This window comes from Micromonospora pattaloongensis (genome assembly GCF_900107255.1).
Lineage (GTDB): Bacteria > Actinomycetota > Actinomycetes > Mycobacteriales > Micromonosporaceae > Micromonospora_I > Micromonospora_I pattaloongensis.
Window position 1 is genome coordinate 494,520 of sequence record NZ_FNPH01000003.1, and the last position, 24,503, is coordinate 519,022.

At 72.9% G+C, this 24,503-nt stretch carries 25 protein-coding genes and 1 tRNA gene; 7 read left to right on the forward strand and 19 right to left on the reverse strand.

Annotated features, from left to right (window positions below; all coding sequences use genetic code 11):
- Positions 1 to 24 precede the first annotated feature (24 nt).
- The 3 genes from BLW47_RS11775 to BLW47_RS11785 form a co-directional block, all read right to left on the reverse strand.
- Complete coding sequence (locus BLW47_RS11775; protein ID WP_139307245.1) at positions 25 to 228, reverse strand: hypothetical protein; 204 nt, start codon at positions 226 to 228, stop codon at positions 25 to 27.
- Positions 229 to 554: 326 nt separating this feature from the next.
- Entirely contained in the window at positions 555 to 830 is a 276-nt protein-coding gene (locus BLW47_RS11780) for a hypothetical protein (protein ID WP_139307247.1), read from the reverse strand.
- Between the two features lie 218 nt (positions 831 to 1,048).
- Positions 1,049 to 1,132, reverse strand: a tRNA-Tyr gene (locus tag BLW47_RS11785).
- 145 nt (positions 1,133 to 1,277) lie between these two features.
- On the opposite strand from BLW47_RS11785, the gene BLW47_RS11790 reads away from it, so the two are divergent.
- Together BLW47_RS11790 and BLW47_RS11795 are read left to right on the forward strand one after the other, a co-directional pair.
- Positions 1,278 to 1,772 (forward strand): YajQ family cyclic di-GMP-binding protein, encoded by a 495-nt coding sequence (locus BLW47_RS11790; RefSeq protein WP_091555819.1) that lies wholly within the window; start codon positions 1,278 to 1,280, stop codon positions 1,770 to 1,772.
- 317 nt (positions 1,773 to 2,089) lie between these two features.
- Positions 2,090 to 2,893 (forward strand): hypothetical protein, encoded by an 804-nt coding sequence (locus BLW47_RS11795; protein ID WP_091555472.1) that lies wholly within the window; start codon positions 2,090 to 2,092, stop codon positions 2,891 to 2,893.
- Between the two features lie 80 nt (positions 2,894 to 2,973).
- Here the strand turns inward: BLW47_RS11795 and BLW47_RS11800 are convergent, their stop codons facing one another.
- The 10 genes from BLW47_RS11800 to BLW47_RS11845 all read right to left on the reverse strand — a co-directional run bounded on the left by BLW47_RS11800 (position 2,974) and on the right by BLW47_RS11845 (position 13,522).
- A complete protein-coding gene (locus BLW47_RS11800) occupies positions 2,974 to 4,245 on the reverse strand; it encodes an MFS transporter (RefSeq protein ID WP_091555475.1) in 1,272 nt (423 codons plus the stop codon).
- 184 nt (positions 4,246 to 4,429) lie between these two features.
- Positions 4,430 to 5,311 carry a zinc metalloprotease HtpX gene (gene htpX, locus BLW47_RS11805; RefSeq protein WP_091555477.1) on the reverse strand — a complete coding sequence of 294 codons (882 nt, stop codon included), beginning with the start codon at positions 5,309 to 5,311 and terminating at the stop codon, positions 4,430 to 4,432.
- Between the two features lie 112 nt (positions 5,312 to 5,423).
- Positions 5,424 to 6,923 carry an NADH-quinone oxidoreductase subunit N gene (locus BLW47_RS11810; protein ID WP_091555479.1) on the reverse strand — a complete coding sequence of 500 codons (1,500 nt, stop codon included), beginning with the start codon at positions 6,921 to 6,923 and terminating at the stop codon, positions 5,424 to 5,426.
- Between the two features lie 28 nt (positions 6,924 to 6,951).
- Positions 6,952 to 8,493 (reverse strand): complex I subunit 4 family protein, encoded by a 1,542-nt coding sequence (locus BLW47_RS11815; RefSeq protein WP_091555481.1) that lies wholly within the window; start codon positions 8,491 to 8,493, stop codon positions 6,952 to 6,954.
- Positions 8,490 to 10,367, reverse strand: a complete 1,878-nt coding sequence (gene nuoL, locus BLW47_RS11820) for an NADH-quinone oxidoreductase subunit L (protein WP_091555822.1) — start codon at positions 10,365 to 10,367, stop codon at positions 8,490 to 8,492. The genes BLW47_RS11815 and nuoL overlap by 4 nt, the downstream gene beginning before the upstream one ends.
- Before the next feature lie 8 nt (positions 10,368 to 10,375).
- Positions 10,376 to 10,747, reverse strand: a complete 372-nt coding sequence (gene nuoK / locus BLW47_RS11825; protein WP_091555824.1) for an NADH-quinone oxidoreductase subunit NuoK — start codon at positions 10,745 to 10,747, stop codon at positions 10,376 to 10,378.
- Entirely contained in the window at positions 10,747 to 11,265 is a 519-nt protein-coding gene (locus tag BLW47_RS11830) for an NADH-quinone oxidoreductase subunit J family protein (protein ID WP_091555483.1), read from the reverse strand. Before BLW47_RS11830 ends, nuoK begins: the two co-directional genes overlap by 1 nt.
- Complete coding sequence (locus BLW47_RS11835; protein WP_245736585.1) at positions 11,262 to 11,864, reverse strand: NuoI/complex I 23 kDa subunit family protein; 603 nt, start codon at positions 11,862 to 11,864, stop codon at positions 11,262 to 11,264. Before BLW47_RS11835 ends, BLW47_RS11830 begins: the two co-directional genes overlap by 4 nt.
- 90 nt (positions 11,865 to 11,954) lie before the next feature.
- Positions 11,955 to 12,917 carry a complex I subunit 1/NuoH family protein gene (locus BLW47_RS11840; protein ID WP_091555826.1) on the reverse strand — a complete coding sequence of 321 codons (963 nt, stop codon included), beginning with the start codon at positions 12,915 to 12,917 and terminating at the stop codon, positions 11,955 to 11,957.
- Positions 12,917 to 13,522, reverse strand: coding sequence for an NADH-quinone oxidoreductase subunit C (locus BLW47_RS11845; protein WP_091555485.1), 606 nt, complete (start codon positions 13,520 to 13,522; stop codon positions 12,917 to 12,919). The genes BLW47_RS11840 and BLW47_RS11845 overlap by 1 nt, the downstream gene beginning before the upstream one ends.
- Before the next feature lie 125 nt (positions 13,523 to 13,647).
- On the opposite strand from BLW47_RS11845, the gene BLW47_RS11850 reads away from it, so the two are divergent.
- The gene (locus BLW47_RS11850) at positions 13,648 to 14,703 is read left to right on the forward strand and encodes a glucose 1-dehydrogenase (RefSeq protein WP_091555487.1); all 1,056 of its coding nucleotides are present in this window, start codon (positions 13,648 to 13,650) and stop codon (positions 14,701 to 14,703) included.
- On the opposite strand, the gene BLW47_RS11855 is transcribed toward BLW47_RS11850, so the two are convergent.
- A complete protein-coding gene (locus BLW47_RS11855) occupies positions 14,700 to 15,266 on the reverse strand; it encodes an NADH-quinone oxidoreductase subunit B (protein WP_091555489.1) in 567 nt (188 codons plus the stop codon). The two genes, BLW47_RS11850 and BLW47_RS11855, sit on opposite strands and share 4 nt — an antisense overlap.
- A 51-nt stretch (positions 15,267 to 15,317) precedes the next feature.
- Entirely contained in the window at positions 15,318 to 15,626 is a 309-nt protein-coding gene (locus tag BLW47_RS11860; protein WP_091555490.1) for an MGMT family protein, read from the reverse strand.
- 61 nt (positions 15,627 to 15,687) lie between these two features.
- On the opposite strand from BLW47_RS11860, the gene proB reads away from it, so the two are divergent.
- On the forward strand, positions 15,688 to 16,797 hold the full coding sequence (gene proB, locus BLW47_RS11865; protein WP_175543593.1) for a glutamate 5-kinase: 1,110 nt from the start codon (positions 15,688 to 15,690) through the stop codon (positions 16,795 to 16,797).
- A 10-nt stretch (positions 16,798 to 16,807) separates the two neighbouring features.
- The gene (locus tag BLW47_RS11870; RefSeq protein WP_091555494.1) at positions 16,808 to 18,052 is read left to right on the forward strand and encodes a glutamate-5-semialdehyde dehydrogenase; all 1,245 of its coding nucleotides are present in this window, start codon (positions 16,808 to 16,810) and stop codon (positions 18,050 to 18,052) included.
- A gap of 57 nt (positions 18,053 to 18,109) precedes the next feature.
- Here BLW47_RS11870 and moeZ read toward each other — a convergent pair whose 3' ends face one another.
- The 3 genes from moeZ to BLW47_RS11885 all read right to left on the reverse strand — a co-directional run bounded on the left by moeZ (position 18,110) and on the right by BLW47_RS11885 (position 22,621).
- Positions 18,110 to 19,330 carry an adenylyltransferase/sulfurtransferase MoeZ gene (moeZ, locus tag BLW47_RS11875; protein ID WP_175543594.1) on the reverse strand — a complete coding sequence of 407 codons (1,221 nt, stop codon included), beginning with the start codon at positions 19,328 to 19,330 and terminating at the stop codon, positions 18,110 to 18,112.
- 69 nt (positions 19,331 to 19,399) lie between these two features.
- Positions 19,400 to 20,269 carry a DUF3152 domain-containing protein gene (locus BLW47_RS11880; protein ID WP_245736586.1) on the reverse strand — a complete coding sequence of 290 codons (870 nt, stop codon included), beginning with the start codon at positions 20,267 to 20,269 and terminating at the stop codon, positions 19,400 to 19,402.
- A gap of 345 nt (positions 20,270 to 20,614) precedes the next feature.
- A complete protein-coding gene (locus BLW47_RS11885) occupies positions 20,615 to 22,621 on the reverse strand; it encodes a hypothetical protein (protein ID WP_091555496.1) in 2,007 nt (668 codons plus the stop codon).
- 152 nt (positions 22,622 to 22,773) lie between these two features.
- Here BLW47_RS11885 and BLW47_RS11890 point away from each other — a divergent pair, with 152 nt between their 5' ends.
- Together BLW47_RS11890 and BLW47_RS11895 are read left to right on the forward strand one after the other, a co-directional pair.
- Complete coding sequence (locus BLW47_RS11890; protein ID WP_091555498.1) at positions 22,774 to 23,400, forward strand: TetR/AcrR family transcriptional regulator; 627 nt, start codon at positions 22,774 to 22,776, stop codon at positions 23,398 to 23,400.
- Between the two features lie 66 nt (positions 23,401 to 23,466).
- On the forward strand, positions 23,467 to 23,691 hold the full coding sequence (locus BLW47_RS11895) for a DUF3107 domain-containing protein (protein WP_091555500.1): 225 nt from the start codon (positions 23,467 to 23,469) through the stop codon (positions 23,689 to 23,691).
- 66 nt (positions 23,692 to 23,757) lie between these two features.
- Here the strand turns inward: BLW47_RS11895 and BLW47_RS11900 are convergent, their stop codons facing one another.
- A complete protein-coding gene (locus BLW47_RS11900; RefSeq protein ID WP_245736587.1) occupies positions 23,758 to 24,417 on the reverse strand; it encodes a ferritin-like fold-containing protein in 660 nt (219 codons plus the stop codon).
- Positions 24,418 to 24,503 lie beyond the last annotated feature (86 nt).

Genomic DNA, 24,503 nt, shown 5'->3' on the forward strand with positions numbered 1-24,503 from the left:
GTCGCGTTTACGCGAAGACCCGGCCTAGTTCCAGTCGAAGTCCATCGTGCTGACGGCGGTGTCCCGGGCCGAAAAGCCGGAGCCGTTGTCGACGGCGGTGTGCGCGGGCGCCGCAGACCCGGCGACGCCACCGGCGTTGGCCAGCCCGGCGAGGGCAAAGAAGCCGACCCCGAGGGCGGCGAACACCATTGCCCGCCCGACCCAGCGGTCGATCATGCGTGCGCGCATCAGGATGCTCCCGTCAAAGGGTGAAAGATGAATCGGACACTTGGGGGTACGGATGATGGTGCCACACCTACCGCCCGACGCCCATACTCCGGGCGGCCCACTGAGCGCTCCGCAGCGAGATCCAACCAATCGGATGAGGGTCGCCTTAACAATCTCTTTCGCAAGGTCCCGTTCGTCCGTTTATTTCCTTCGTGCCGTGCTCGCACCGACTCGGATCGCTCTGACACGGCTCCCAGACGCCTGCGCCCGCTTCCTCCGACGCGCCCGTTTTCCGCACCGACCGCCCGACGGAAACCCACAGTTCACGTGCGCTCCCGGCCCCGACTTCAATCCGCGGCTGGGGCCACGAGGCCGACCTCCATGATCCGCAAGCGCACGCCGGTGACGTTCTGCTCCACCATCTGCTTCAACGCCTGGGCGTTTGCCAGGGAGTCCAGCATCACGAGAACGTGCATGACCTCCGCATCGGTGTCGTCCGCTCCCCACCAGCCCCGGACGTAACCCGGGCTCTGCCGGGTCACCTCCGCCATGTGGTTGAACTGGGCCGCCCGCTCGCCGACATCCGGCGACAGGCCACGCTGCTCTCCGATCACCACATACATCCGGCTGACGCTACCGGTGTGTGAATCCCACACGGGGTCGGTCGTGTCGCCAGCAAGGTCACTGACCATGATCGCGGGTCAGCCGCAGCGGCCGCGTCGAGTTGATCTGTGACACGTGTGTGACCCGGGCGGAATCGAACGGGTGGGAGCGGGACCGCGTGAGACTCACGAAAGAGGCCCCTGACCGTCTTGCCGGTCAGGGGCCTCTTTCGTGCACGTGGTGGCGGGTAGAGGATTCGAACCTCTGTAGCTTTCGCGACGGATTTACAGTCCGCTCCCATTGGCCGCTCGGGCAACCCGCCATGGGCACCGCCACGACCGAACGCGGCAGCGGAAGCAAGGATAGCGGTACCACCGGGGTGACGTGCAACCGGGTACGGTCGGCTTGTCGGCCCGCCCCGTGCGGGCCGGGACAGCTTCATATCGCCGGACAGCAGGAGCATGAGCATGGCAGCCAACCCGTCGTTCGACATCGTCAGCAAGGTCGACCGGCAGGAGATCGATAACGCCCTCCGACAGACTGAGAAGGAGCTCTCGACCCGGTTCGACTTCCGCGGCACGGGCGCGGAGATCTCCTGGGCGGGCGAAGAGGCCGTCACGCTGCAGGCCGAGACCGAGGAGCGGGTCAAGGCGGCGCTGGAGGTCTTCAAGGAGAAGCTGGTCAAGCGGAACATCTCGCTGAAGGCGCTGGACGCCGGCGAGCCGCGGTCGTCCGGCAAGACGTACAAGATCGACGGCAAGATCATCCAGGGTATCGACGCCGAGAAGGCGAAGGCGATCAGCAAGAAGATCCGCGACGAGGGCCCGAAGGGCGTGCAGGCGCAGATCCAGGGCGACCAACTCCGGGTGACCGGCAAGAAGAAGGACGACCTGCAGGCCGTGATCGCCCTGCTGAAGCAGGAGGACTTCGGCGTCGCTCTGCAGTTCACCAACTACCGGTAGACGCTGTCAGCGGCACCTGATCACGTCGCTGCCGACGGCCGCCGAGCTGGGCAAAGGCCGTCTCCATCGGTGGTCGTTGGTCGACATTTTGCGACCTTCGACGGCCTGGAGACGGCCTGATCTTGCACATCCGGGGCCCTCGCCTACGCCTGGACGGGCAGGCCAGACCTCCGCAGCGGATTGTCGGCCGGCGTCGGTTCGTGTCCCTGACCTGCACGAACTGTCGGCCGGTGCGGGTCTCCTCGCGTCTACGTCGGCCGGCTCGGTGTACCAATGGCTGTACAGCCGAACGCCGTCAAGCTGGCAAGATCACCATCGTGGACCTGCGCAACCGTCGATCCGACCTGAACGACCTTCTCAGAAAATGGGACCCCGCTGGAGTCGCTGAACTCGGACCGGACGCGTACGAGTTCCTCCTCGACCCGCTGTTGGCCCGGTTGCACGCCGGCGCTGATCCAACCGAGATCAGCGACATCCTGTGGACGGGACTGCAGCACTACCCCGATCTGGACCTGGACCACGAGCATGTCGACTTCATGGCGGACGAACTGGTTGACTGGTGGGCGAAGCCTCGACGGCGGACCTGGTGGCTGGTCGGCACACCACTGGTTTTGTTGCCAGTTCTGTGCTGCGTAAGTGGCGTCGCGTGGGTCAAGTGGGAAACGGCCCGGTGCGAAAGCGCTGTCGTTGATTCCCGCAAGACCGTGCGGACCGATACGTCGCTGATCCGGCGTGAGCTAGCACCGCTCGGGGGCACGGCAGTGGAGGTCCACTGGATCCTCGACCCGGTGGTCGACTGTTCGTTCTTTCCGATTCCGGGCACCGATCCTGACCGTCAGTTCGGCGTCGTCCAGCTCTCTCCGGACGCGGTGCGCTCCATCATCGATCGCCATAGCGGCTGGAAGCCGGTATCCACGCTTACAGTGGGCGCGGGGTTGGCGGTAGATGATAGGCCCTCGCTGGAACAACTGTCAGCGTGGATACCGAAGGACGCGAAGTGGCAGCAGAGCACGAGTCTGGACGCCGCTTACGTCGGTAAGCGAACCTACTTCTCCGCGCAGTATTACGTCGATGTCGACCATGCGTTGGTGGTGTTCTCGTCCAGGGCGGACAACCGCTGATCCGAGCTGTACGAGGACGAACCTCTGCCTCGCCCCGTTGCCGGCGTCGTCTTCCTGCATTACCGCGCAGCCTGACGCCGCTAGCCCGGCTCCGGCGCGAGCGCCTGCTCGACGTGCAGGGCGGCGCGCGCCTCGGCGCGGGCGATCGAGCCGGTCGGCAGCGCGGCCACGACGGCCGCGACCCCGACCGCCGCGCCCGCCAGTAGGAACGCCCACGGCACGCCGCCGGGCCGGTCGACGATCATGCCGGCGAGGGCGCCACCGCCCGCGCTGGCCGCGACCGAGACCGTGACGATCCAGGTGTACGCCTCGTTCAGCATGCCGCCCGGCGTGATCCGCCCGACCATCGTGTTCTCCACGGTCAGCGCCGGCGCGATCACCGCACCGCCGAGGACCAGGGCGATGCCGAGCGCGATCGGGCTCGGCATCGCCGCGAACACGGCGAAGGTGGCGGCGACGGCGCCGAGCAGCGCGGCGAACTGGCGCGGGACGTTCCGGGCGGCGGGCCGGGTGCCGAACCAGATGCCCCCGGCGGCGCTGCCGATCCCCCACACGGCGAGCAGCACGCTGGCCAGGCTCTCGGCGTCACCCGGGCGGTGCGCGGCGGCGTACGCCGGGACGGTCACCCCGGCGGCGCCGAACGCCACGCCCAGGCCGGCGACGCAGAGCAGCAGCGCCGGGAAGCCCTCGATCCGCAGCGGGCCGAGCCCGCTCGTCCGCCCGTCGCCGGGGTGTGGCCGCCACGCGCGCATGGCGCGGCCGAGCGCGACCGCGGCGGTGCCGAACAGCGTCACCACCGCGGACCCGATCAGCGCGGTGGCCGCGTCGGCGAGCAGCACGAACGCCGCGACGAGCAACGGGCCGATCACGAAGACCACCTCGAAGAGCGAGGTCTCGGCGGCGAGCGCGGTGTTGCGCAGCCCGTACCGGCCGGTCGCGGGGGCGGTCAGGTCGTTCCAGGCGCCGCGGATCGCGGCGGTGAGCGGCGGGTACGTGGCACCGGCGAGCGCCGAGGTCAGGTAGATCAGCGCGAGGGCGTCAGCGCCGGCCCGGCTGGCGAGCAGTAGCCCGACGAGCGCGAGCGGGTGCGCGACGCCGGTCACGAGGAGTACGGGGGCCGGGCCGACCCGGTCGGCGATCCGTCCGGCGATCGGGCTGAGCGCGGCGCCGGCCAGCGCGTAGAGGCCGCCGGCGACGGCGGCGAGCGCGTACCGGCCGGTGACGTTCTCGACGACGAGCAGCAGCGCGAGCGGGGTCATGCCGATGCCGAGGCGACCGATGATGCCCGCGATGAGCAGCATGGGGGCGCCGGGAAGTCGCCACACTCCCAGGTACTGCCGCAACGCGACCACGACTACGCCCCCCTTTGTAATGACCGAACAGCCATCAGACCCTAACGGCGGGGGCCCGCCGGCAATCGCTTTCTCGGCCATTGGAAGCGAACGTCACAGCAGCGGTCGATACAGGGAGAACCCCGCCGGCCAAGGACGTGAACGTGTCCTTGACCGACGGGGTTCAGCCCGCGGCGGCGCGCGGTCAGCGCTGGAACTGGACGGGACCGGCGTTGGCGGCGAGCTGCTCCAGGCGGCGCACCCGCTGCTCCATCGGCGGGTGCGTGGAGAAGAGCGCGGCCAGGCCGCCGCCGCGCAGCGGATTGCTGATCATCAGGTGCGCGCTGCTCGCCGCCGGGCTGTCGGCCGGCAGCGGCATCCGGCTCGTGCCGGCGTGGATCTTCCGCAACGCGCTGGCCAGCGCGAGCGGGTCGCGGGTGAGCCCGGCACCGGACGCGTCGGCCTGGAACTCGCGGTTCCGGCTGATCGCCAGCTGGATGATCGTCGCCGCGATCGGGCCGAGGATCAGCATCCCCAGCATGACGGCCGGGTTCGGGCGGTCCTCGTCGTCCCCGCCACCGAGCGGGATGAACCAGGCCAGGTTGGCGAGCATGGTGATGATGCCGGCGAGCGAAGCCGCGACGCTGGAAATCAGGATGTCACGGTTGTAGACGTGCGAGAGTTCGTGCCCGATCACCCCGCGCAGCTCCCGGTAGTCCAGGATCTGCGTGATGCCGTACGTCACGCAGACCGCCGCGTTCTGCGGGTTGCGCCCGGTGGCGAAGGCGTTGGGCTGCGGGGTGGGGCTCATGTAGAGCCGCGGCATCGGCTGCCGCGCCTCGGCGGCCAACTCCCGGACCATCTGGTAGAGCTCGGGATATTGCGCCTCCGTCACCGGCTGCGCGTTCATCGAGCGGAGCGCGATCTTGTCAGACCAGAAGTAGCTGACGCCGTTCATCGCGAGCGAGATGAACACGGCGATCACCAGACCGGTGCTTCCGCCGAACCCGTAGCCGACCGCCAGGATGAGGGCGGTGAGCAGGCCGAGCAGCGCGGCCGTCTTGAGGCCGTTGTGATGGCGGTTCATGGTCACTCCTTCAGTACGCGGACCCCGGGGCCCACGACCGGTTCAACAACCTGAATACCCACAACGATCCGGATGTAGCTGAAAGTTGCCTGGTAACCACCGGGGGCAGCGGCTACCAGGCCGTGGCGTCGAGCACCAGCTGCGGCGCGAAGCCCACCACGATCGCGACCAACGTGGCGGCGCCCAGCGTCGCGGCGACCGGCCACGGCACCCGCGCCCGCCCGTCCGCCGCATCATCGGTCCGCCGCCCGTAGAGCGTGGTGGCGACGCGCAGGTAGTAGGCGAGCCCGATCACCGCGTTCAGCGCCACCGCGAGGGCGAGCCAGCCCGCTCCCCCGCCGAGCAGCGACCGCACCACGGCCACCTTGGCGAAGAGCCCGGCAAGGCCGGGGGGCAGCCCCGCGAGCCCGACGAGCGCCAGCACGAGCGCCGCCCCGACCCAGGGGTGCCGCCGCGCCGCGCCCCGGTAGTCGGCGATCCGGCCGCCGTCGGCGCCGGGCGCGCGCAGCGCCACCACCGCCGCGAAGGCGGCCAGCTCCAGCAGCACGAAGAAGACGGTGTACGTCAGGGCGGTGGCGACCGCCGTCGTACCCGCGTCGCCGGTGCGGCCGGCGTCGACCGCGGCCGCGCCCAGCGGCGCCAGGATGTACCCGGCCTGCGCCACCGACGACCAGGCGAGCAGCCGCACCATCCGGGTCTGCCGCAGCGCGACCACGTTGCCCACCGTCATGGTCAGCACGGCGAGCCCGGCCAGCACGACTCCGGACACCTGCGCCCACGGGCGCAGCGCGCCCACCACCACGTAGATGATCGCGACGGCGCCGCCGAGCTTGGAGGCGGTCGACAGGTACGCCGCCACCGGCAGCGGGGCGCCGTCGTAGGTGGCGGGCGCCCAGGCGTGCAGCGGCACGGCCGCGACCTTGAACGCCAACCCGACCAACAGCAGCACCACCCCGACCCGGCCCAGCCGCTCCGTCGCGGGCGACGGCGTCGCCGGCCCGGCCGCGAGCAGATCCAGGTGGACGGCGCCGGTGTCGGCGTAGATCAGCGCCGCGCCGAGCAGCGCCACCGCGGTGGCCACGACGCTGACCACGAAGAACGTGACCGCGGCCTCGGCCGAAGCGACCGCCCGCCGACGCAGCCCGACCAGCACGTAGAGCGGCAGGGTCAGCGTCTCCAGCGCCACGATCAGCGTGATCAGGTCACCGGCCGCGCCGAGCACCACGCCGCCGGTCATCGCGCACGCGAGCAGGAAGCAGAACTCCCCGACCGGCGCCGCCCCGGCCGCCAGCGCGGGCGCCGCCAGCGCGAGGACCCCGGCGGTCAGCAGCGCGAAGAGCAGCGCGATCAACGCCGCCCGCCGGTCCGCCACGTACGAGCAGTCCGGGGGCGTGGCGCCGAGCGCCGCCGGCAGCCCGCCGCAGAAGGTCGCCCGGACCGGACCCGCGGCGGCGAACCCGGCCGCCGTCGCGGTGCCGAGCGCCCCGAGCAGCGCGGTCGCCACCGTGACGCCGCGCCGGGCCACCAGCAGATCGGCGAGGAGCACGAGTACGGCGGTGCCGGCCGCCAGATACGCCGGGAGCAGTGCGAGGTTGTCGACGGCCTGCGTCACGCGATCACCTCTCCGTTGCCGTGGGCCGTCACCGCACCGCCTCCACGAGCGCGCCCACTGGGCCCTGCGCGAGCCCCAGCACGAGGGTCGGCACCAGGCCGACCGCCAGCGCGAGCACCACCAGCGGGGCCCACGCGGCCAACTCCACGCCCGCGATCGGGGCGCCACCGGCGCCGGCCACCACCGGAGAGGCGGGACCGTGCGTGACCCGGCGCAGCAGCCGCAGGAAGTACGCCGCGGTCAGCGCCCCGCCGACCGCCGCGATCACCGCCAGCGTGGTCCAGAGCGGCCCGCCCCGGCGCAGCGCGGCGACGACCGCGAACGCCTCGCCCCAGAAGCCGGCCAGGCCGGGCAGCCCGAGGGACGCGATCGCCGCGTAGCCGAGCAGACCGGACAGCGCCGGCATCCGCTCGCGGAGCCCGCCGAGGTCGTCCAGCGCGCCGGTGTGGAACCGATCCTTGATCGCCCCGGCGAGGAAGAACAGCAGCCCGGTGATGACGCCGTGCGCGATATTGCCGATCAGCGCGGCCTGCAGACCGGTCGCGGTCAGCGTCGCGACGCCGAGCAGCACGAAGCCCATGTGCCCGACGCTGGAGTACGCGATCAGCCGCTTCAGCTCGGTCTGCGCCAGGCAGACGAGCGCACCGACGATGATCGCCGCGACGGCGAGCACCCCGAGCACGGGCGCGGCCCAGCGGGCACCCTCGGGCGCGACGCCGACCGCCACCCGGATCAGCCCGTACGTACCCATCTTGAGCAGCACGCCGGCGAGCATGACGCTGCCGACGGTGGGCGCCTGGGTGTGCGCGTCGGGCAGCCAGGTGTGCAGCGGCCAGAGCGGGCTCTTCACGGCGAAGGCGATGGCGAGCAGCGCGAACGCGGCGAGCTGCACCGGCCGGGAGAGTCCGGCGCCGCCGGTGAGCGCGACGATGTCGGCGGTGCCGGCGGCGGCGACCACCGTGAACACGCCCACCAGCATCAGAACGGAACCGAAGAGCGTGTACAGGACGAACTTCCGCGCCGCCGCGCGGTGGGCCCCCGCCTCGGCACGCGGGTCGTCGCCGCCCCAGCCGGCGATCACGGCGTACATCGGCAAAAGCACGACCTCGAAGAAGAGGAAGAACAGCACGAGGTCCAGGGCGAGGAACGTGCCGAGCACACCGACCTCGATGACCAGCAGGAGCGCCACGAGCGTGCGCCCCGGCCGCGCGCCGGGGCTGCGCCCGACGGTGTACGCGCAGCAGAGCAGCGTCAGCAGGGTGGTCAGCACCACCAGCGGGTACGAGATGCCGTCGACCCCGAGATGGAATCGCAGCTCCAGGCCGGGCACCCAGGTCAGGTCCAGCTCGTGCCAGGGGCGGACCGCCGACGCCCGGTTCGCGGGCGCGTACCCGAACCAGCCGCCGTCCGGGCGGTAGATGAGCAGGCTCGCGACGAGGGCCAGCGCGGCGAAGACCGTGCCGAGCACCCGACCGGCCCGGTCGGCCCGGGCCGGCACCAGCGCCACGGCGGCCGCGCCCAGCGCGGGCAGCGCGAGCGTCGCGACGAGCGCGACCTGTCCGGCGGTCATGTGAGGACTCCCAGGGCGGCGGCGAGACCGATCAACAGAGCAACGGTGGCCACGGCGGTCGCCGCCCGCGGCAGCCCGGCGCGGTGCAGCGCGGCGAGCGCCCCGCCCAGCCCGACGGTGCCGCGCCCGGTCTGCTCGACCGCGCCGTCCACCACCGTCTCGTCGACGCGCCGGACGAGACGGGCGAGCGCCCGCACCGGCCGTACCACGAGGGCGTGCTGCAGCTCGTCGAGCCAGAAGGCGCGGGCGAAAGCCGGCCGCAGCGGGCCGAGGGCGCGCGCCGGGTCACCGGCCGGCTCCCGCCGCCAGAGCAGCCACGCGGCGACGGCGCCGAGCACGAGCGCGGTGATCGGCACCAGGGTCGACGCGTCGACGTGCCCCATCTCCCGGACCCCGGTGAAGCCGGGCTCGGCGACGGGCGCGCTCCAGTCGCGCGCGGTGTGCGGGGTGACCCACTCGACGAAGCCGCGCGCGATCACGAGACCGACCAGCGCGCTGGGCACGGCGAGCAGCAGCACGGGCACGGCCATCGCGGCGGGCGGCTCGTGCGCGTGCTCCGCGGGCGTCGACCGCGGCGCGCCGAAGAACGTCCGCAGCCACAGCCGGGTCGCGTACCAGGCGGTGACCGCCACGGTGAGCAGACCGACGCCGTACAGCAGCCACTGCGTCCAGCCCTGGGTGCCGGCCGCAGCGGTGAGCACAGCCTCCTTGCTCCAGAAACCGGCCAGCGGCGGAAGCCCGATCAGCGCGCCGAGCCCGATCGTCATGCACCAGAAGGTGACCGGCATCCTCCGGCGCAGGCCGCCCATCTCGGCCATCGAGTTGGTGCCGACCGCGTGGATGACCGAGCCGGCGGCGAGGAAGAGCAGCGCCTTGAACGCCGCATGGGTGATCAGGTGGAACAGCGCCACGTCGGCGGCGCCGACCGCGAGCGCCGCCGCCATGTAGCCGATCTGCGACACCGTCGACCAGGCGAGCACCCGCTTGATGTCGTCCTGCGCCATCGCGGCGAGGCCGCCGAGCAGGATCGTGACGGCGGCGAGCACCGCGAGCACCGCCCGCGCCGGGTCCGCGACGAGGAAGACGAGATCCAGCCGGGTCACGACGTAGACGCCGGCCGCCACCATCGTCGCGGCGTGGATCAGCGCGGAGATCGGCGTCGGACCCGCCATCGCGTCGGGCAACCAGGTGTGCAACGGGAAGAGCGCGCTCTTGCCGGCCACCCCGACCAGCAGCAGCAACCCGGCGGCGGTCAGCGCCGCGCCGTCGATCTCGCCTGCGCCCACGACGGCCAGCACGTCGGCGATCCGGAAGCTGCCCGCGGCGATGCCGAGCAGACCGATGCCGAGCAGGAAGCCGACGTCGCCGACCCGGGTCACCAGGAACGCCTTCACCGCCGCGCGCGGCGCCTCGGGCAGCCGGCGGTCGTGGCCGATCAGCAGGTACGAGCAGATGCCCATGACCTCCCAGCCGACCAGCAGCATGATGAGGTCGCCGGCGACCACGACCAGCAGCATGGCGGCGGTGAAGAGCCCGACCTGCGCCGCGTACGGCGGGTAGCGGTCGTCCTCGGAGAGGTAGGCCACCGAGTAGACCTGCACCGCGAGCGCCACGACCCCGACCGCGAGCGCGACCAGCGCCGCCGGCCGGTCGATCCGGACCCCGAAGGTGACCTGCAGGTCGCCGATGCTGATCCATTCGACGCTGCTCTCGAACGCGGTGTCGAGGCGCAGCGCCAGCAGCACGGCGATGAGCAGCGCGGCGGCCGCGCCGGTGATGCCGAGCGCGGCCGCGGCGCGGCGGGCACGCAGCGGCAGGAGCAGCCCGACCAGGGCGAGCCCGAACGGTACGGCCGGCAGCAGCGGCCCGAGCATCTGGACGGTCACCGGCCCACCCGCTCCCCGAGCGGGCCGGCCGGCGTCGCGTCGGTGGCGCCGTCGAGCGGTGGCGCGTCGGTCAGCGGCACCCCGTCGAGCGCGACGCTGGCCCGCAGCCGGTAGAGGTGCAGCACGATCGCGAGCCCGACCCCGACCTCGGCGGCGGCGATCACGATCACGAAGAGCGTGAAGACCTGCCCGGTCTGCGGCAGCACCGCCCGCACCGTCGTGTCGGAGGTGACCAGCAGCAGGTTGACCGCGTTGAGCATCAACTCGACGGACATCAGCAGCAGCACCGCGTTGCGGCGCCGCAGCACGCCGTAGACGCCGACGCCGAAGAGCAGGGCCGCCGTGACGTACGGGATGACGGGTCGGATCATCGCCGCTCCTCCTCCGGCGACGCGCCGATCTCCGGCCGGGACAGCACGATCGCCCCGATCAGCGCGGCGAGCAGCAGCACGGAGAGCAGCTCGAACGGCAGCACCCAGGAGCCGAAGACGATGGCGCCGAGCCGCTCGGCGGTGCCCGCCTCCGGCAGCTCCACGGTCGACCACCGGAACGCGTCGACGAGCAGCACCGCGAGGCCGAGCCCGGCGCCCCCACCGACCAGCGCGGCCGGCCACCCCGGCCGGTCGAGGTCGTCGGAGGCCCCGATCGGCGCCCGGGTCAGCATCACCGCGAAGAGCAGCAGCACGACCACGGCGCCGACATAGATCAACACCTGCACCCAGGCCACCAGCTCGGCGGTGAGCACCAGGTAGAGCCCGGCGACGGCGGCGAGGCAGACGACCAGGTAGAGCCCGGCCCGGACGAGGTGGCGGGTGGTCACGACGAGCAGCCCGGCACCGACCGCCACGGCGCCGAGCGCCAGCAGCAGCAGGTCCGCCCCCGTCACGCTTCCGCCCCGCCGGGCTCCGGCGCCGGGCGGGCCGGCCGCTCACGGCGTACCGCCGGGCCGGCCGGAGCGCCGCGGGCGGCGCCCGGGGCGGCGGCCCTGCGGGCCGCGGTCGTCTCCTCCTTCGACGCCTCCCCATGGGGGTCGTGCGCCGGCGGCGGCGGCACCGTCGCCATCCACTGGCCCAGATGCTGCTTGTCGTGCAGCAGGTCGCGGATGTCGTACTCGGAGTATTCGAACTCCGGCGACCAGTAGAGCGCGTCGAACGGGCAGACCTCGACGCAGATCCCGCAGTACATGCAGAGCGAGAAGTCGATGTCGAAACGGTCGAGGACGTTGCGCTGGCGGGGGCGGGCCGCGCCCGGGACCACGACCTCTTCCTTGTGGGAGTCGATGTAGATGCACCAGTCCGGGCACTCGCGGGCGCAGAGCATGCAGACGGTGCAGTTCTCCTCGAGCAGCGCGATCACGCCCCGCGATCGGGGCGGCAGCTCCGGAGCGACGTCCGGGTACTGCTGGGTCTGCGCCGGCCGGACCATCGTCTTGAGCGTGACGGCCAGCCCCTTCACCAGCCCCTGGCCGTGCCCGCCCTCGCTCATGCCGCTCGCTCCCTCATATGCCTCATCCTGCCCCGTCCGCCGCGCGGGCGCGAGCACCCCACCCCCCGCTGTGACGGCCGTCAGCCAATGTCAGAGGGCGACCCGCACCGCGGCGGTGAGCACCAGCTGGCCGAGAGACACGGGCACCAGCACCAGCCAGCAGAGCCGCTGCAGCTGGTCCTCCCGCAGCCGCGGGTAGGAGACCCGCAGCCAGATCACCACGAACGCGACGGCGAAGACCTTGAGCAGGGTCCAGAGCCAGCCCAGGTGGGCGTCGCCGAAGGGCCCCTGCCAACCGCCGAGAAACAGCACCGTGGTGAGCGCGGCGATCACGACGATCCCGACGTACTCGGCGAGCAGGAAGAACGCGAACCGCAGCCCGGTGTACTCGGTCATGTAGCCGAAGACGAGCTCGGAGTCGGCGACCGGCATGTCGAACGGCGGCCGCCGGATCTCGGCGAGCCCGGCGACGAAGAAGACCGCCATCGCCGGGGCCTGCCAGAGCAGCCACCACGGCTGCCACGCCTCGACGATGCCGGAGAGTGACAGCGTCCCGGCCGCCATCGCCACGCTGGCCGCGGAGAGCACCAGTGGCAGCTCGTAGCCGAGCAGCTGGGCGGCGGCGCGCAGCCCGCCGAGCAGGCTGTACTTGTTGGCCGACGCCCAGGCCGACATGAGCACGGCGACCACGCCGACGCCGACCACGGCGAGCACGAAGAACAGTCCGATGTCGAGCGGCTGCGCCACCAGGTCGCCCGGACCGAGCGGGATGACGAGCAGGACCAGCAGGTACGGCAGGAGCGCGACCACGGGCGCCAACCGGAAGACCGGCCGGTCCGCGGCGCGGGGCGTGATGTCCTCCTTCTGCACGAACTTGAGGCCGTCGGCGATCAGCTGCGCCCAGCCGTGGAACCCGCCCGCGTACATCGGGCCGAGCCGGCCCTGCATGTGCGCCATCACCTTGTGTTCGGTCTGCCCGACGATCAGCGGCAGCGTGAGGAACGCGCCGACCACGGCGGCGATCCGGAGCGTCAGCTCCAGCCAGAGCGGCATCAGGCCTCGCCCCCGGCGCCCTGCCCGGCCTGCGGGCCCCACTCCGTCGGCAACGGCACGCCGGGCGGGCGCATCGGCTGCCGCCGCCCCGCGCCGCCCTCGGCCTCGCCCGGCTCCTTCGCCCCCGGCCACGGCTTCGCGACCCGGGAGGCGAGCACGAACTCCTTGCGCAGCGGATGCCCCTCGAACTCCGGTGGCAGCAGCAACGGCCGCAGCCCCGGATGGCCGGCGAAGTCGATGCCGAACATCTCGTGCGTCTCCCGCTCGTGCCAGTCGGCCCCGGCGAACAGGTCCACCACGGACGCGACCGTGGCCGCGTCGCGGGGCAGCCGGGTGCGCAGCAGCACGCCGTGCCGGCGCCGGGTCGACCACAGGTGGGCGACCACGGTGAAGCCCTCGGCCAGCTCGTCGACCGCGGAGAGCCAGTCGAAGAAGTCGCAGGCGAGCTCGGCGTCGTCGCGCGCCACCCGGACGGCGTCGCGCCAGCTCGGCGGCGGCACGTCGACCGTGCCGCGCGCGTACGCCTGCCCGCCCGACACCCCGGTCGTCACCTCCGGGACGTCGAGCACCTCGGCCAGGCGGGCGGCGACGTCCTCGGGGGTCATGTGCCCGATCCTAGGACCTGCGCGGCCGGTCACGGCGGACCGCACCCGGCGGATCGCGGGCCGGCGCGGTCGGCGGGCGGACGTTTGCCGAGCGGTCCGGCGGGCGGCGGACCACAATGACCAGGATGCGGGCAGTCATGGTCACCCCAGGGGTCAAGGATTCGCTGCGCCTCGTCGACGACGCTCCCGAGCCGCCGGAGTCGGAGGGTCCCGTGCTCGTCGAGGCCCTCGCGGTCGGCATCTGCGGCACGGACCGGGAGATCATCGCCGCCGAGTACGGCGAGGCGCCGCCGGGCTCGGACGGGCTCGTGCTCGGACACGAGTCCCTCGGCCGCGTGCTGGAGGATCCGACCGGGACGTTGCGCCCCGGCGACCTGGTCGCCGGCATCGTCCGGCGGCCCGACCCGGTGCCCTGCCCCAACTGCGCGGTCGGCGAGTGGGACATGTGCCGCAACGGCCGGTACACGGAGCACGGGATCAAGGCGGCCCCCGGCTTCGCGCGCGAACGGTGGCGGATGGCCCCGGACTGCCTGGTGCGGCTCGATCCCGGGCTGGGCGGGTGCGGCGTGCTGCTCGAACCGACCAGCGTGGTGGCGAAGGCCTGGGAGCACATCGACCGGATCGGCGGGCGCGCCCGCTGGGAGCCCCGCACGGCGCTGGTCACCGGGACCGGGCCGATCGGCCTGCTCGCCGCCCTGCTGGCCACCCAGCGCGGCCTCGACCTGCACGTCCTGGCCCGCAGTACCGAGGGGCTGAAGCCGCAGCTCGTCGCCGAACTGGGCGGGCAGTATCACAGCGGGTCGGTGCTGGACCTCGACTTCCAGCCGGACGTGGTCGTCGAGTGCACGGGCGTGGACACCGTCGTGCTGGACGTGCTGCGCACGGTCGCGCCGGACGGCGTGGTCTGCCTGACCGGCGTCGGCTCGGGCAGGTCGCGCGACGGCGTCGACACCACCGTCTTCGCCCGCGACCTGGTCCTCGGCAACAACGCCGTCTTCGGCTCCGTCAACGCGAACCGGCGGCACTGGGCGCAGGCCGCGGAGGCGCTGGGCCGGGCGGACGCGGGCTGGCTGTCGCGGATGATCACCAGCCGCTATCCGCTGGAGGACTACGCCCGGGCGTACGACGGCACCGGCGGCGGCGACATCAAGGTCGTGCTGGAGTTCGCGGCCGGGGGCTAGCGGCCGGCGGGCGGGCGCACCAGCGGCGCGGTCAACGCCTCGGCGGAGCGCGGCGCGACCCGGTCGACCGGCGGTTGCAGCGGATCGGGGCGCGACACCCCGCCGGGGCCGGCCTGCTCGGCGGCGATCTTCTCCTGAAGACGGAGGATGCCGTGCAGCAGCGCCTCGGGGCGGGGCGGGCAGCCCGGCACGTAGACGTCGACCGGGATCAGCTGGTCGACCCCCTTGGTCACCGAGTACGAGTCCCAGTACGGGCCGCCGCAGTTGGAGCAGGCGCCGAACGAGATCACGTACTTCGGCTCGGGCATCTGGTCGTAGAGCCGCTTGATGGCCGGCGCCATCTTGTCGGTCACGGTGCCGGAGACCACCATCAGGTCCGCCTGGCGCGGCCCGTGCGCGAACGGGATGACACCGAGCCGCATGAAGTCGTGCCGCCCCATGCTGGTGGCGATGAACTCGATCGCGCAGCAGGCGAGGCCGAAGTTGAAGACCCAGAGCGAGTAGCGCCGGCCCCAGTTGAGCACGAACCGGATCGGCTCGCCCAGCACTCCCGGCAGCTGCACGTCTCCCCCTCGTTTCGCGCCTTCGGCCCGACCAGTCAATCACAACCGCCGCTACTGCCCCGGCGACCAGGCGGCGGCGCGCATCTCGACCAGGTCGCCACGGAGCGGAACGCCCTCGGCGAGCAGCCGGGCGCGCGCCTCGCGCTCGTGCCCCGGCGGAAGCCGACCGGCGCTGTTCACCACCCGGTGCCACGGCACGCCGCCGCCGTGCCGAGCCATGATCGTGCCGACCAGCCGCGCCGAGCAGCGCCCGGAGCGTTCGGCGAGCGCGTCGGCGACCGCGCCGTACGACATCACCCGGCCCGGCGGGATCCGCTCGACGAGGGCGAGCACCTCTTCGACGTACTCCTCGGGCGTCACGGAGCGCCACCATATGGGATGTGCCAGGGATCTTGCGAGGGCGACCGCGCAGAATGGGCGGGTGCGCGAAGCAGTCACGGCCGCCCGGCGGATCGTGGTCAAGGTCGGATCGTCGTCCCTGACCACCGCTGCCGGCGGCCTCGACACCGGGCGGGTCGACAACCTCACCGGCGTGCTCGCCGGGCTCGTCGCCGACGGCCGCGAGGTCGTGCTGGTCTCCTCCGGCGCGATCGCCGCCGGTCTCGCCCCGCTCGGGCTCGCCCGCCGGCCGCGCGACCTCGCCACCCAGCAGGCCGCCGCCAGCGTCGGGCAGGGACTACTGATCGGGCACTACGCCGCGAGCTTCGCCCGGCACGGGCTCACCGTCGGGCAGGTGCTGCTCACCGTCGACGACGTCACCCGCCGCGCCCACTACCGCAACGCGTTCCGCACCCTGCGGAAGCTGCTCGACCTGCGGGCGGTGCCGATCGTCAACGAGAACGACACGGTCGCCACCGACGAGATCCGGTTCGGCGACAACGACCGGCTCGCCGCCCTGGTGGCCGCGCTGGTCGACGCCGACCTGCTGGTCCTGCTCTCCGACGTCGACGCCCTCTACACCGGCGACCCGACCAGGCCCGGCACGACCCGGATCACCGACGTGCACAGCGAGGCGGACCTGGCCGGCATCGCGATCGGCAGGGCCGGCAAGGCCGGGGTGGGCACCGGCGGCATGGTGACCAAGGTCGAGGCGGCCCGGATCGCCACCGGCGCGTCCATCCCGGTCGTGCTGACCGGGGCGCCGCTGGCCGCCGCGGCGCTCGCCGGCGAGCCCGTCGGCACGCTGTTCCACCCGGTGCCGCAACGCCCCGCGGCGCGGCTGTTCTGGCTGGCACACGCCACCTCACCGCGCGGCCGGCTGCACCTGGACTCCGGCGCCGTCCAGGCCGTCGTGGCGCGCCGCAAGTCGCTGCTGCCGGCCGGGATCACCGCCGTGGACGGGGCGTTCACCGCCGGCGACCCCGTCGACCTCGTCGACGACTCGGGCGCGCCGGTGGCGCGGGGGCTGGTCAACTACGACGCCGTGGAGCTGCCGGCGCTGCTCGGCCGCTCCACCGTCGAACTCGCCGCGGCGCTGGGCCCGGCGTACGAACGTGAGGTCGTGCACCGCGACGACCTGGTGCTGCTGTGAGGAGCAGAGAATGAGCGTCACCGAGCAGGCGCGGCGGGCCCGTGCGGCGGCGAATGAGCTGGCCACGGCGACCCGTACCGTCAAGGACGGCGCGCTGCGGGCGATGGCCGACGCGCTGGTCGCCCGTACCCCGGAGATCGTGACCGCGAACGACGCGGACCTGGCGGCGGGGCGCGAAGCCGGACTGTCGACGGCGCTGCTGGACCGGCTCGCGCTGAACCCGGAGCGGATCGCGGGCATGGCCGACGGGCTGCGGCAGATGGCCGCGCTGCCCGATCCGGTCGGTGAGGTGGTGCGCGGCGGCACGCTGCCGAACGGGCTGGAGCTGCGCCAGATCCGGGTGCCGTTCGGCGTGGTCGGGATCATCTACGAGGCGCGCCCCAACGTCACCGCGGACGCCGCCGGCATCTGCCTGAAGTCCGGCAACGCGGTGCTGCTGCGCGGCTCGTCGTCGGCGGTGCGCTCCAACACCGCGATCGTCGCCGCGCTGCGCGACGCGGTCACCGACGCCGGGCTGCCGGCCGACGCCGTCCAACTCCTGGACGCCACCTCGCGGGAGTCGGTCAAGGAGCTGATGCGGGCGCGCGGCCTGGTCGACGTGCTGATCCCGCGCGGTGGGGCCTCGCTGATCCGCACCGTGGTCGAGGAGTCCACGGTGCCGGTGATCGAGACGGGCGTGGGCAACTGCCACGTGTACGTGGACGCGGCCGCCGACCTCGACAAGGCGCTCGCCGTGGTGCTCAACGCGAAGACCCAGCGCCTGTCCACCTGCAACACCGCGGAGTCGCTGCTGGTGCACGCGGACGTCGCCCCGGCGTTCCTGCCGCGGGTGCTGGCCGCGTTCGCCGAGGCCGGGGTGACCGTGCACGGCTCCCCCGAGGTCGCGGCGTTCTCCGACGCGGTGGTGCCGGCGACGGATGAGGACTACGAGACCGAGTACCTCTCCGCGGACATCTCGGCGGCCGTGGTGGAGTCGCTGGACGCGGCGGTCGCGCACATCCGCCGGTACGGCACCGGGCACACCGAGGCGATCGTCACGGACTCGGCGGCCGCGGCGCGGGACTTCGTCGCCCGCGTCGACGCGGCCGCGGTGATGGTGAACGCCTCGACGCGGTTCACCGACGGCGGGGAGTTCGGCTTCGGGGCGGAGATCGGCATCTCGACGCAGAAGCTGCACGCCCGCGGCCCGATGGGGCTGCCGGAGCTGACCTCGACGAAGTACGTGGTCACCGGCGACGGCCACATCCGCGGCTGACGCCGGTACGCCGAAGGGCCCGTTCCGATCCGGAACGGGCCCTTTCGACGTCGAACGTCAGTAGGTCGGCAGCGACGGGTCGATCTGCTTGATCCAGGAGAGCACGCCGCCCTGGACGTGCACCGCGTCCTTGAAGCCGGCCGCCTTGAGCGCGGCGAGCGCCTCCGCGGAACGCACCCCGGACTTGCAGTGCAGCACGATCTGCTTGTCCTGCGGGAACTTCGACAGCGCGTCGCCGGAGAGGATCTCGCCCTTGGGGATCAGCGTCGCGCCGGGGATGCGCACGATCTCGTACTCGGCGGGCTCGCGCACGTCGACCACGAAGACGTCCTTGCCGGCGTCCTGCCATTCCTTCAGCTCACGCGCGGTGATCGTCGAGTCGGCCGCGGCCGCCTCAGCCTCCGGCGAGACCGCCCCGCAGAAGTCCTCGTAGTCCTCCATCAGGTCGGTCAGCGTCGGGTTCTCGCCGCAGAGGACGCAGTTCGGGTCCTTCCGCACCTTGATCTTGCGGTACGACATCTCCAGGGCGTCGTAGACCATCAGCCGGCCGACCAGCGGCTCACCGATGCCGGCGAGCAGCTTGATCGCCTCGTTGACCTGGATCGACCCGATCGACGCGCAGAGCACGCCGAGCACGCCGCCCTCGGCGCAGGACGGGACCATGCCGGGCGGCGGGGGCTCCGGGTAGAGGCAGCGGTAGCAGGGGCCGTGCTCGGCCCAGAAGACCGAGGCCTGGCCGTCGAAGCGGTAGATCGAACCCCAGACGTACGGCTTGCCGAGCAGCACCGCGGCGTCGTTGACCATGTAGCGGGTCGCGAAGTTGTCGGTGCCGTCGACGATCAGGTCGTACTGGCTGAAGATCTCGCGCACGTTGTCGCGGTCGAGCGCCGTGTCGTGGATCACCACGTTCACCAGCGGGTTGATCTCCCGGATGCTGTTGGCCGCCGACTCCGCCTTCGAGCGCCCGATGTCGGACTGCCCGTGGATGATCTGGCGCTGCAGGTTCGACTCGTCGACGGTGTCGAACTCGACGATGCCGAGCGTCCCGACGCCGGCCGCCGCCAGGTAGAGCAGCGCGGGCGAGCCGAGGCCGCCGGCGCCGACGCAGAGCACGCGGGCGTTCTTCAGCCGCTTCTGGCCCTCCACCCCCACGTCGGGGATGATCAGGTGCCGCGAATAGCGACGGATCTCGTCAACGGTGAGCTCGGCGGCGGGTTCGACGAGCGGGGGCAGCGACACGATGGACTCCCCGGGTTCGGCATTGGTGTGCTGCGCCATTGTTGCTCGTTCCGCCCGATCGTCACCATGAGGAGCGACACCTGCCCGGCATCCGGGACTCGGGAATAGTTACGGGATGGGCGGTCCGGCGTAGCGCCGGCCGTTCAGGTACGGCCAGGCGTTCGCGCGGCAGCCCTTGAGCCCGTACGTCTGTTGTTGCATCACCGGCGCGCGCTGCCCGGCCCCCGGACACGCCTCGTGCCCCTGGCCGAGCTGGTGCCCGACCTCGTGGTTGATCGCGTACGCCTGGTAGTCCGCAAGTGGCGCGCCGTAGTCGGGGATCGCGCCCAGCCAGCGCGCCACGTTGATGATCACCTGACCCGGGAGGCGGCAGGAGGTGAACTTGTCGGTCCGCAGCCCGCCGGCGGCGCACATCCGCTCCGAGGTGCCGGCCGTCGCCAGGAAGAGCGTGAACTCCGCGCTGGCCGACTTCGGCACCCGCTGCAGCCGGAACTGCCGCGAGGCGGTCCAGCTCCGCTGGTCCCCCAGGATCCGCTCGGCCGCCGCCGCGAACTCGGCCGCGCTCTGCCCCATCCCGTCCTCCACCGCGACCCGGAACCGTCGCAGCGTCCCCGCCTTGCCGAGCACCGACCCCTGCCCGGCGGCGTACCGGAACGTCCCCGGCCCGGTCACCGGGACGCCGGAGCCGGGCACGGCGGCTGCCGTCGGCCGGACCGCCGCGATCACCGGCGCGAACCCCGGAAGCGCGCTGCGGTCGTCGGCCGGTCCGGCGGTCGGCGCGCCCGCCGGCGGCGTCGGCTGCGGCGGCGCGCCGCGCACGAGGTCGAGTCCGACCAGGCCGGCCGAGGCCAGCAGGATCACGATTACGACGACGCGCCGGCGCCGTTGTCGCATCCGGTCCCGCGCGATCCGGGCGGCGAGTTCCAGCCGTTTCCCGTCGCGCCGCGGCGAGCCGGTCCGGTCCTCACCGTCCGACACCGGGCGACGGGGTCGGTCAGGGCGCACGCCGGGGGCGGGCGCGGCGCTGGAGGGGTGAGTGACCGGTGTGGACATGGCCTCCCAGCCTGTCGAGTTTCCCGGCCGGCCCGCGCGACGCGATGCGGTAACCGGTCCGGATTAACAGGTAATTTACGCGCTTCTATCAAGTAGTCCGAAGTAGCCCGTAAATGTGCTTACAGTAGCGGTCACGGATACGGTCGGTGTCCAAACAGGGGCACAGACTTCGACGCATCCGCACCGACGAGCATCGCGATGCCGAGCCGACGGCGGGCGCGCACATGCGCGGGCCGCCGGCGCGGTCGAACGCGAACGATCGACCCCGCCTCAGGCGAGCAGCCCCTCCAGCCGGCGGTTGACGGCGGCCAGCGTCGCCCGCACGGCCGCCTGCCGCGGGTCCCCCGCGACCAGGGCGGAGCCGACGAGCTGCTCCACCCAACCGTCGCAGACCAGCAGGACCACCACCGTCGCCACCTCGCAGCTGCCGAGCGGCACGACCGCGGCCTGCTCCACGAAGCACCGGCCCCGTTCCGCGCTCTTCTCGGCCACCCGCAGCAACTCGTCGACCGCCGAGGCGGCCGCGACCGCACAGAGCCGCAGGACGTACCCGTCGACGGCCGGCCCGGTGGCGAGTCCGGCGGCACGTCGCCGGCCGGCCGCGAGCCGAACCTCCACAGTGGCGTCCATCCCGAACGTGCTGACCTGGACGTGGTCGATGACGACGCGCGGACCCGGTCGACCGTTGGTGTTGAGCGGGCGGGGCGGCGCCACCTCGGTCGTGGTGAGCTGAGCCCCGGAGTACGACGCCCCCGCGCTGACCGGAGCGCCGCCGACGCTGCCGATCACCCCCGCCGCGGCGCCCGGGGCGGGGAACTCGGGCGCCCACTGGCCGGCGCCCACCGTGGTCGCGTCGGCCTCCTCCACCGCGCGGCGCCGACGGCGCGGCGCCTCGGCCGGGGCGTGCCCGACCGCACCCGCCCCCCGCTGCGGATTCAGTTGCGCGGGCACGTACGGCCCGCCGGCCACCGGCTGGTCGGGCAGGTTCTGCGGCGCCGCGGCGAGTCCCATCCGCTCCTGCAACAGCCGCGCCACGTGCCGGCTCACCTCCGCCGGATCGGCGCCGTCGGCGAGGTCGAGGCGGAGGCTGTGCGCCCCCGCCGGGGTGGTGCGCAGCGACGCGTCCCGCACCCCGGCGACGCCGCGTACGGCCGCGAGGATCGCGTTCACGTCAAAGCCCTCGGAGCGCTCCCGCGGCTGCGGGGGCACGTCCTCGCGCCGCAGGTGTGTGGCGATGCGGGAGAGGTCGGGCGTTTCGGCAGGGGGCTCCACGGCTGGCGGCTCCGGCACGGTGGGCACGTCTGGTTCGGCGGGAACCCGCTGCGGCAGCGTGTCGTCGGCGGCACCGACCGGCCCGGCCGGCGTTCGGTCGGATTGCGCAGGGGCGGGGCCGGGGAAGGCCGGCGGGGTGTCGTAGCCGGACGACGCCGGGCCGGGTTGACCGGTCTCGGCGCCGAGGTACGTCTGCTCGGGGTGGACGGCGGTGTCGCGTCGCAGCGCCGGTTCGACGGCGCGGGCCGGCGCGGGGTCGACGTCGCGGCCCGGCACGGGATCGGTGAGGCCGGTCCGCCACCGCGGCGCGGCCTCGCCCTCGGCCGGCCGCTGATCCGGCCGCCGCGGCTCGGCGGGCAGGTCGAAGCGCGGCCGCTCGGTTCCGGGCTGGACCCGGAACTCCGGCGGCACCTGGCGTCCAGTGGGCGTCGGCTGCTCGGCAGGGGTGGGAGCACCGGAGAGCGCACGCGGCGGGGGCGGGGTCTCGCGCCAGCGCGCGAGTCCGGCGCCGGCGTCGGGCGGAGCGGGGGTGTCGAGCGCGTGCCGCGCCGCCGGCTCGGTGTCCGGCACGGGAGCCCCGGACGGCGGCTGCGGCGCGGACGGTTCGGCGGCCGCGGCGCGATCCCGCGCCGCGTCCTCCAGGTCCCCCTCGTACGGATAGGGCGGGGCGCTGGCCGGCGCGGGCAGCGCGAGTGGACCGGGGTCGGCGCGCCGCGGAGCGTGGGCCACCCCGTTGCTGCCCTCCCGCGTCTCCGGCAGCGGCGGCGGCCCCAGCAGCTCGGTGTAGCGCGCGGGCGGATCGGCCCAGCCGCGGGGCGCGCCGGGCTCGGCCTGCCGCCAGGCGGAGACGACGGGGTCCGGTCCCGGACCGAGAGCGGCACCGGCGCTGGACCATGCGGCATCCGACGCCGCCCACCCGGTGCCCGGCCGGCCCCGATCGTCCCGACCAGGTCCGTTACCGTTATCTCCCGGCGCGGCGCTCCCGGGTTGCCCTGTTTCGTCCACCGTGCGCTCCTCGGTCGCCCCCGCTGAGGTTACCGTGTGCTGACAGCGGCGATAAGTTGCAACGTCAGGCTAATTCGGCGGTCCTGGAATATGGCGAGCATCGCCACTGTTACGGCGACATTCGCCCGCATTGCGAAGACTCGGAGGTACACATGACCGGCGCACAGACCGCCGGCCGGCCGGCCCGCCTGCCGCGCTCGGCGCGCCGCAAGCAGCTGCTCGCCGCCGCGCAGGAGGTGTTCGTCGCCCAGGGCTACCACTCGGCGGCCATGGACGACATCGCTGAGCGCGCCGGCGTCTCCAAGCCCGTGCTCTACCAGCACTTCCCGGGCAAGCTCGAGCTCTACCTCGCACTGCTGGAGACCCACTGCGACGCGATAGTCGCCCGGGTCCACGCCGCGATGGCGGCCACCTCCGACAACAAGGAGCGCGTCAAGGGCGCGGTCCAGGCGTACTTCGACTTCGTCGACCACGAGGACGAGGCGTTCCGGCTGGTGTTCGAGTCCGACCTGCGCAACGAGCCGGCCGTGGCCGAGCGGGTCGCGCGGGTGGAGAAGGGCTGCATCGCGGCGATCACCGACACGATCATCTCGGACACCGGCGTGAGCCGCTCCCGGGCCGAGCTGCTCGCCTCCGGTCTGGTGGGCGCGGCCGAGACGGCCGCGCAGTTCTGGCTGGCGAACGGCCGGCAGGTGCCGAAGGCCGAGGCGGAGACGTTGCTCGCCGCCCTGATCTGGCGCGGTATCGCGAGCTTTCCGTTGCAGGGCGAGTCAGCCTGACCGTCGCCTCCGACAATCGGCTAGCCTTCGCAAGGGTGCAGTTTTCGCCCGGATGAGGAGGGCCCCGTGGAGGTCAAGATCGGCGTGCAGTACGCGCCGCGCGAGCTGGTCGTGGAAAGCTCGCAGACGCCGGCCGAGATCGAGCAGATCGTCACCGACGCCATCGCCAACGAGGGAACGCTCTCGCTGACCGACGAGAAGGGCCGCCGGATCATCGTGCCGGTGAGCAAGGTCGCCTACGTGGAGATCGCCGAGGCGTCACCCCGGGCGGTCGGCTTCACCGCCCGCTGACTTGCGGCGGCCGCGCCGGCCACGGGCCACCCGTGGCCGGCGGGGAACATCCCGCGGGGGAACCGCTCAGTTGTTGAGGCCGACGGCGGTCATCCGCCCGGTGTGCGCGGCGGTGAGCCGTTTGAAGAGCGCCGCCACCCCCGCCTGGTCGCCCGTTCCCTCGACGACCAGCACGGTCAGCGCGACCCGTTCGGCCGCCACCCGCTGCGCCTGCGACAGCGCCTCCCCCACCAGCCGCCGCGCCCACATCGACAGCCGGTTCGCGAGCTTGGGATCGGCGGCGATCGCCGCCCGGATCTCGTGGCAGGCGTAGTCGGCGTACTGCGAGTCGTGCAGCACGTCGAGCACCAGTTGGCGGTCGGGCTCGGCCAGACAGGCCGCGACCTCCCGGAAGAAGTCGTCGGCGATGCTGTCGCCCACGTACGCCTTGGTGAGCGCCTCCAGCCAGTCCTTGGGCTCGGTCGAGTCGTGGTACTCGTGCAGCGCCGCCACGTACGGCGTCATCGCCTCGGCCGGCTCCACCCCCAACTCGGTCAACCGCGTCGCGAGCCGGCGGTAGTTGACGATCTCGACGGCGGCCATCTCGCTGAGCACCGCCCGGCGGTGCAGATCCGGGGCGAGCCGGGCGTCGGCGGCCATCCGGTCGAAGGCGAGCAACTCGCCGTAGGCGACCATGCCGAGCAACTCGACGAGGGCGGGGCCGGTCGGATTCGGGGCTTCGGACACGCCCGCAGGTTACCGTCCGGGCCGACGTGGGCGCAGAACCCCGGTTTGGCGGAAACACGGCGGCCGGGGTAACGGGCGTCACATTT

What these genes read in the sequence shown, in the direction of transcription:
- BLW47_RS11790 (WP_091555819.1), top strand. Translation starts at nt 1,278, where the DNA reads ATGGCAGCCAACCCGTCGTTCGACATCGTCAGCAAGGTCGACCGGCAG.
- BLW47_RS11775 (WP_139307245.1), bottom strand. Translation starts at nt 228, where the DNA reads ATGCGCGCACGCATGATCGACCGCTGGGTCGGGCGGGCAATGGTGTTC.
- BLW47_RS11870 (WP_091555494.1), top strand. Translation starts at nt 16,808, where the DNA reads ATGAGCGTCACCGAGCAGGCGCGGCGGGCCCGTGCGGCGGCGAATGAG.
- moeZ (WP_175543594.1), bottom strand. Translation starts at nt 19,330, where the DNA reads ATGGCGCAGCACACCAATGCCGAACCCGGGGAGTCCATCGTGTCGCTG.
- nuoL (WP_091555822.1), bottom strand. Translation starts at nt 10,367, where the DNA reads ATGCTCGGGCCGCTGCTGCCGGCCGTACCGTTCGGGCTCGCCCTGGTC.
- BLW47_RS11815 (WP_091555481.1), bottom strand. Translation starts at nt 8,493, where the DNA reads ATGACCGCCGGACAGGTCGCGCTCGTCGCGACGCTCGCGCTGCCCGCG.
- BLW47_RS11780 (WP_139307247.1), bottom strand. Translation starts at nt 830, where the DNA reads ATGTATGTGGTGATCGGAGAGCAGCGTGGCCTGTCGCCGGATGTCGGC.
- BLW47_RS11835 (WP_245736585.1), bottom strand. Translation starts at nt 11,864, where the DNA reads ATGAGCGAGGGCGGGCACGGCCAGGGGCTGGTGAAGGGGCTGGCCGTC.
- BLW47_RS11890 (WP_091555498.1), top strand. Translation starts at nt 22,774, where the DNA reads ATGACCGGCGCACAGACCGCCGGCCGGCCGGCCCGCCTGCCGCGCTCG.
- BLW47_RS11850 (WP_091555487.1), top strand. Translation starts at nt 13,648, where the DNA reads ATGCGGGCAGTCATGGTCACCCCAGGGGTCAAGGATTCGCTGCGCCTC.
- BLW47_RS11845 (WP_091555485.1), bottom strand. Translation starts at nt 13,522, where the DNA reads ATGACCCCCGAGGACGTCGCCGCCCGCCTGGCCGAGGTGCTCGACGTC.
- htpX (WP_091555477.1), bottom strand. Translation starts at nt 5,311, where the DNA reads ATGAACCGCCATCACAACGGCCTCAAGACGGCCGCGCTGCTCGGCCTG.
- BLW47_RS11840 (WP_091555826.1), bottom strand. Translation starts at nt 12,917, where the DNA reads ATGCCGCTCTGGCTGGAGCTGACGCTCCGGATCGCCGCCGTGGTCGGC.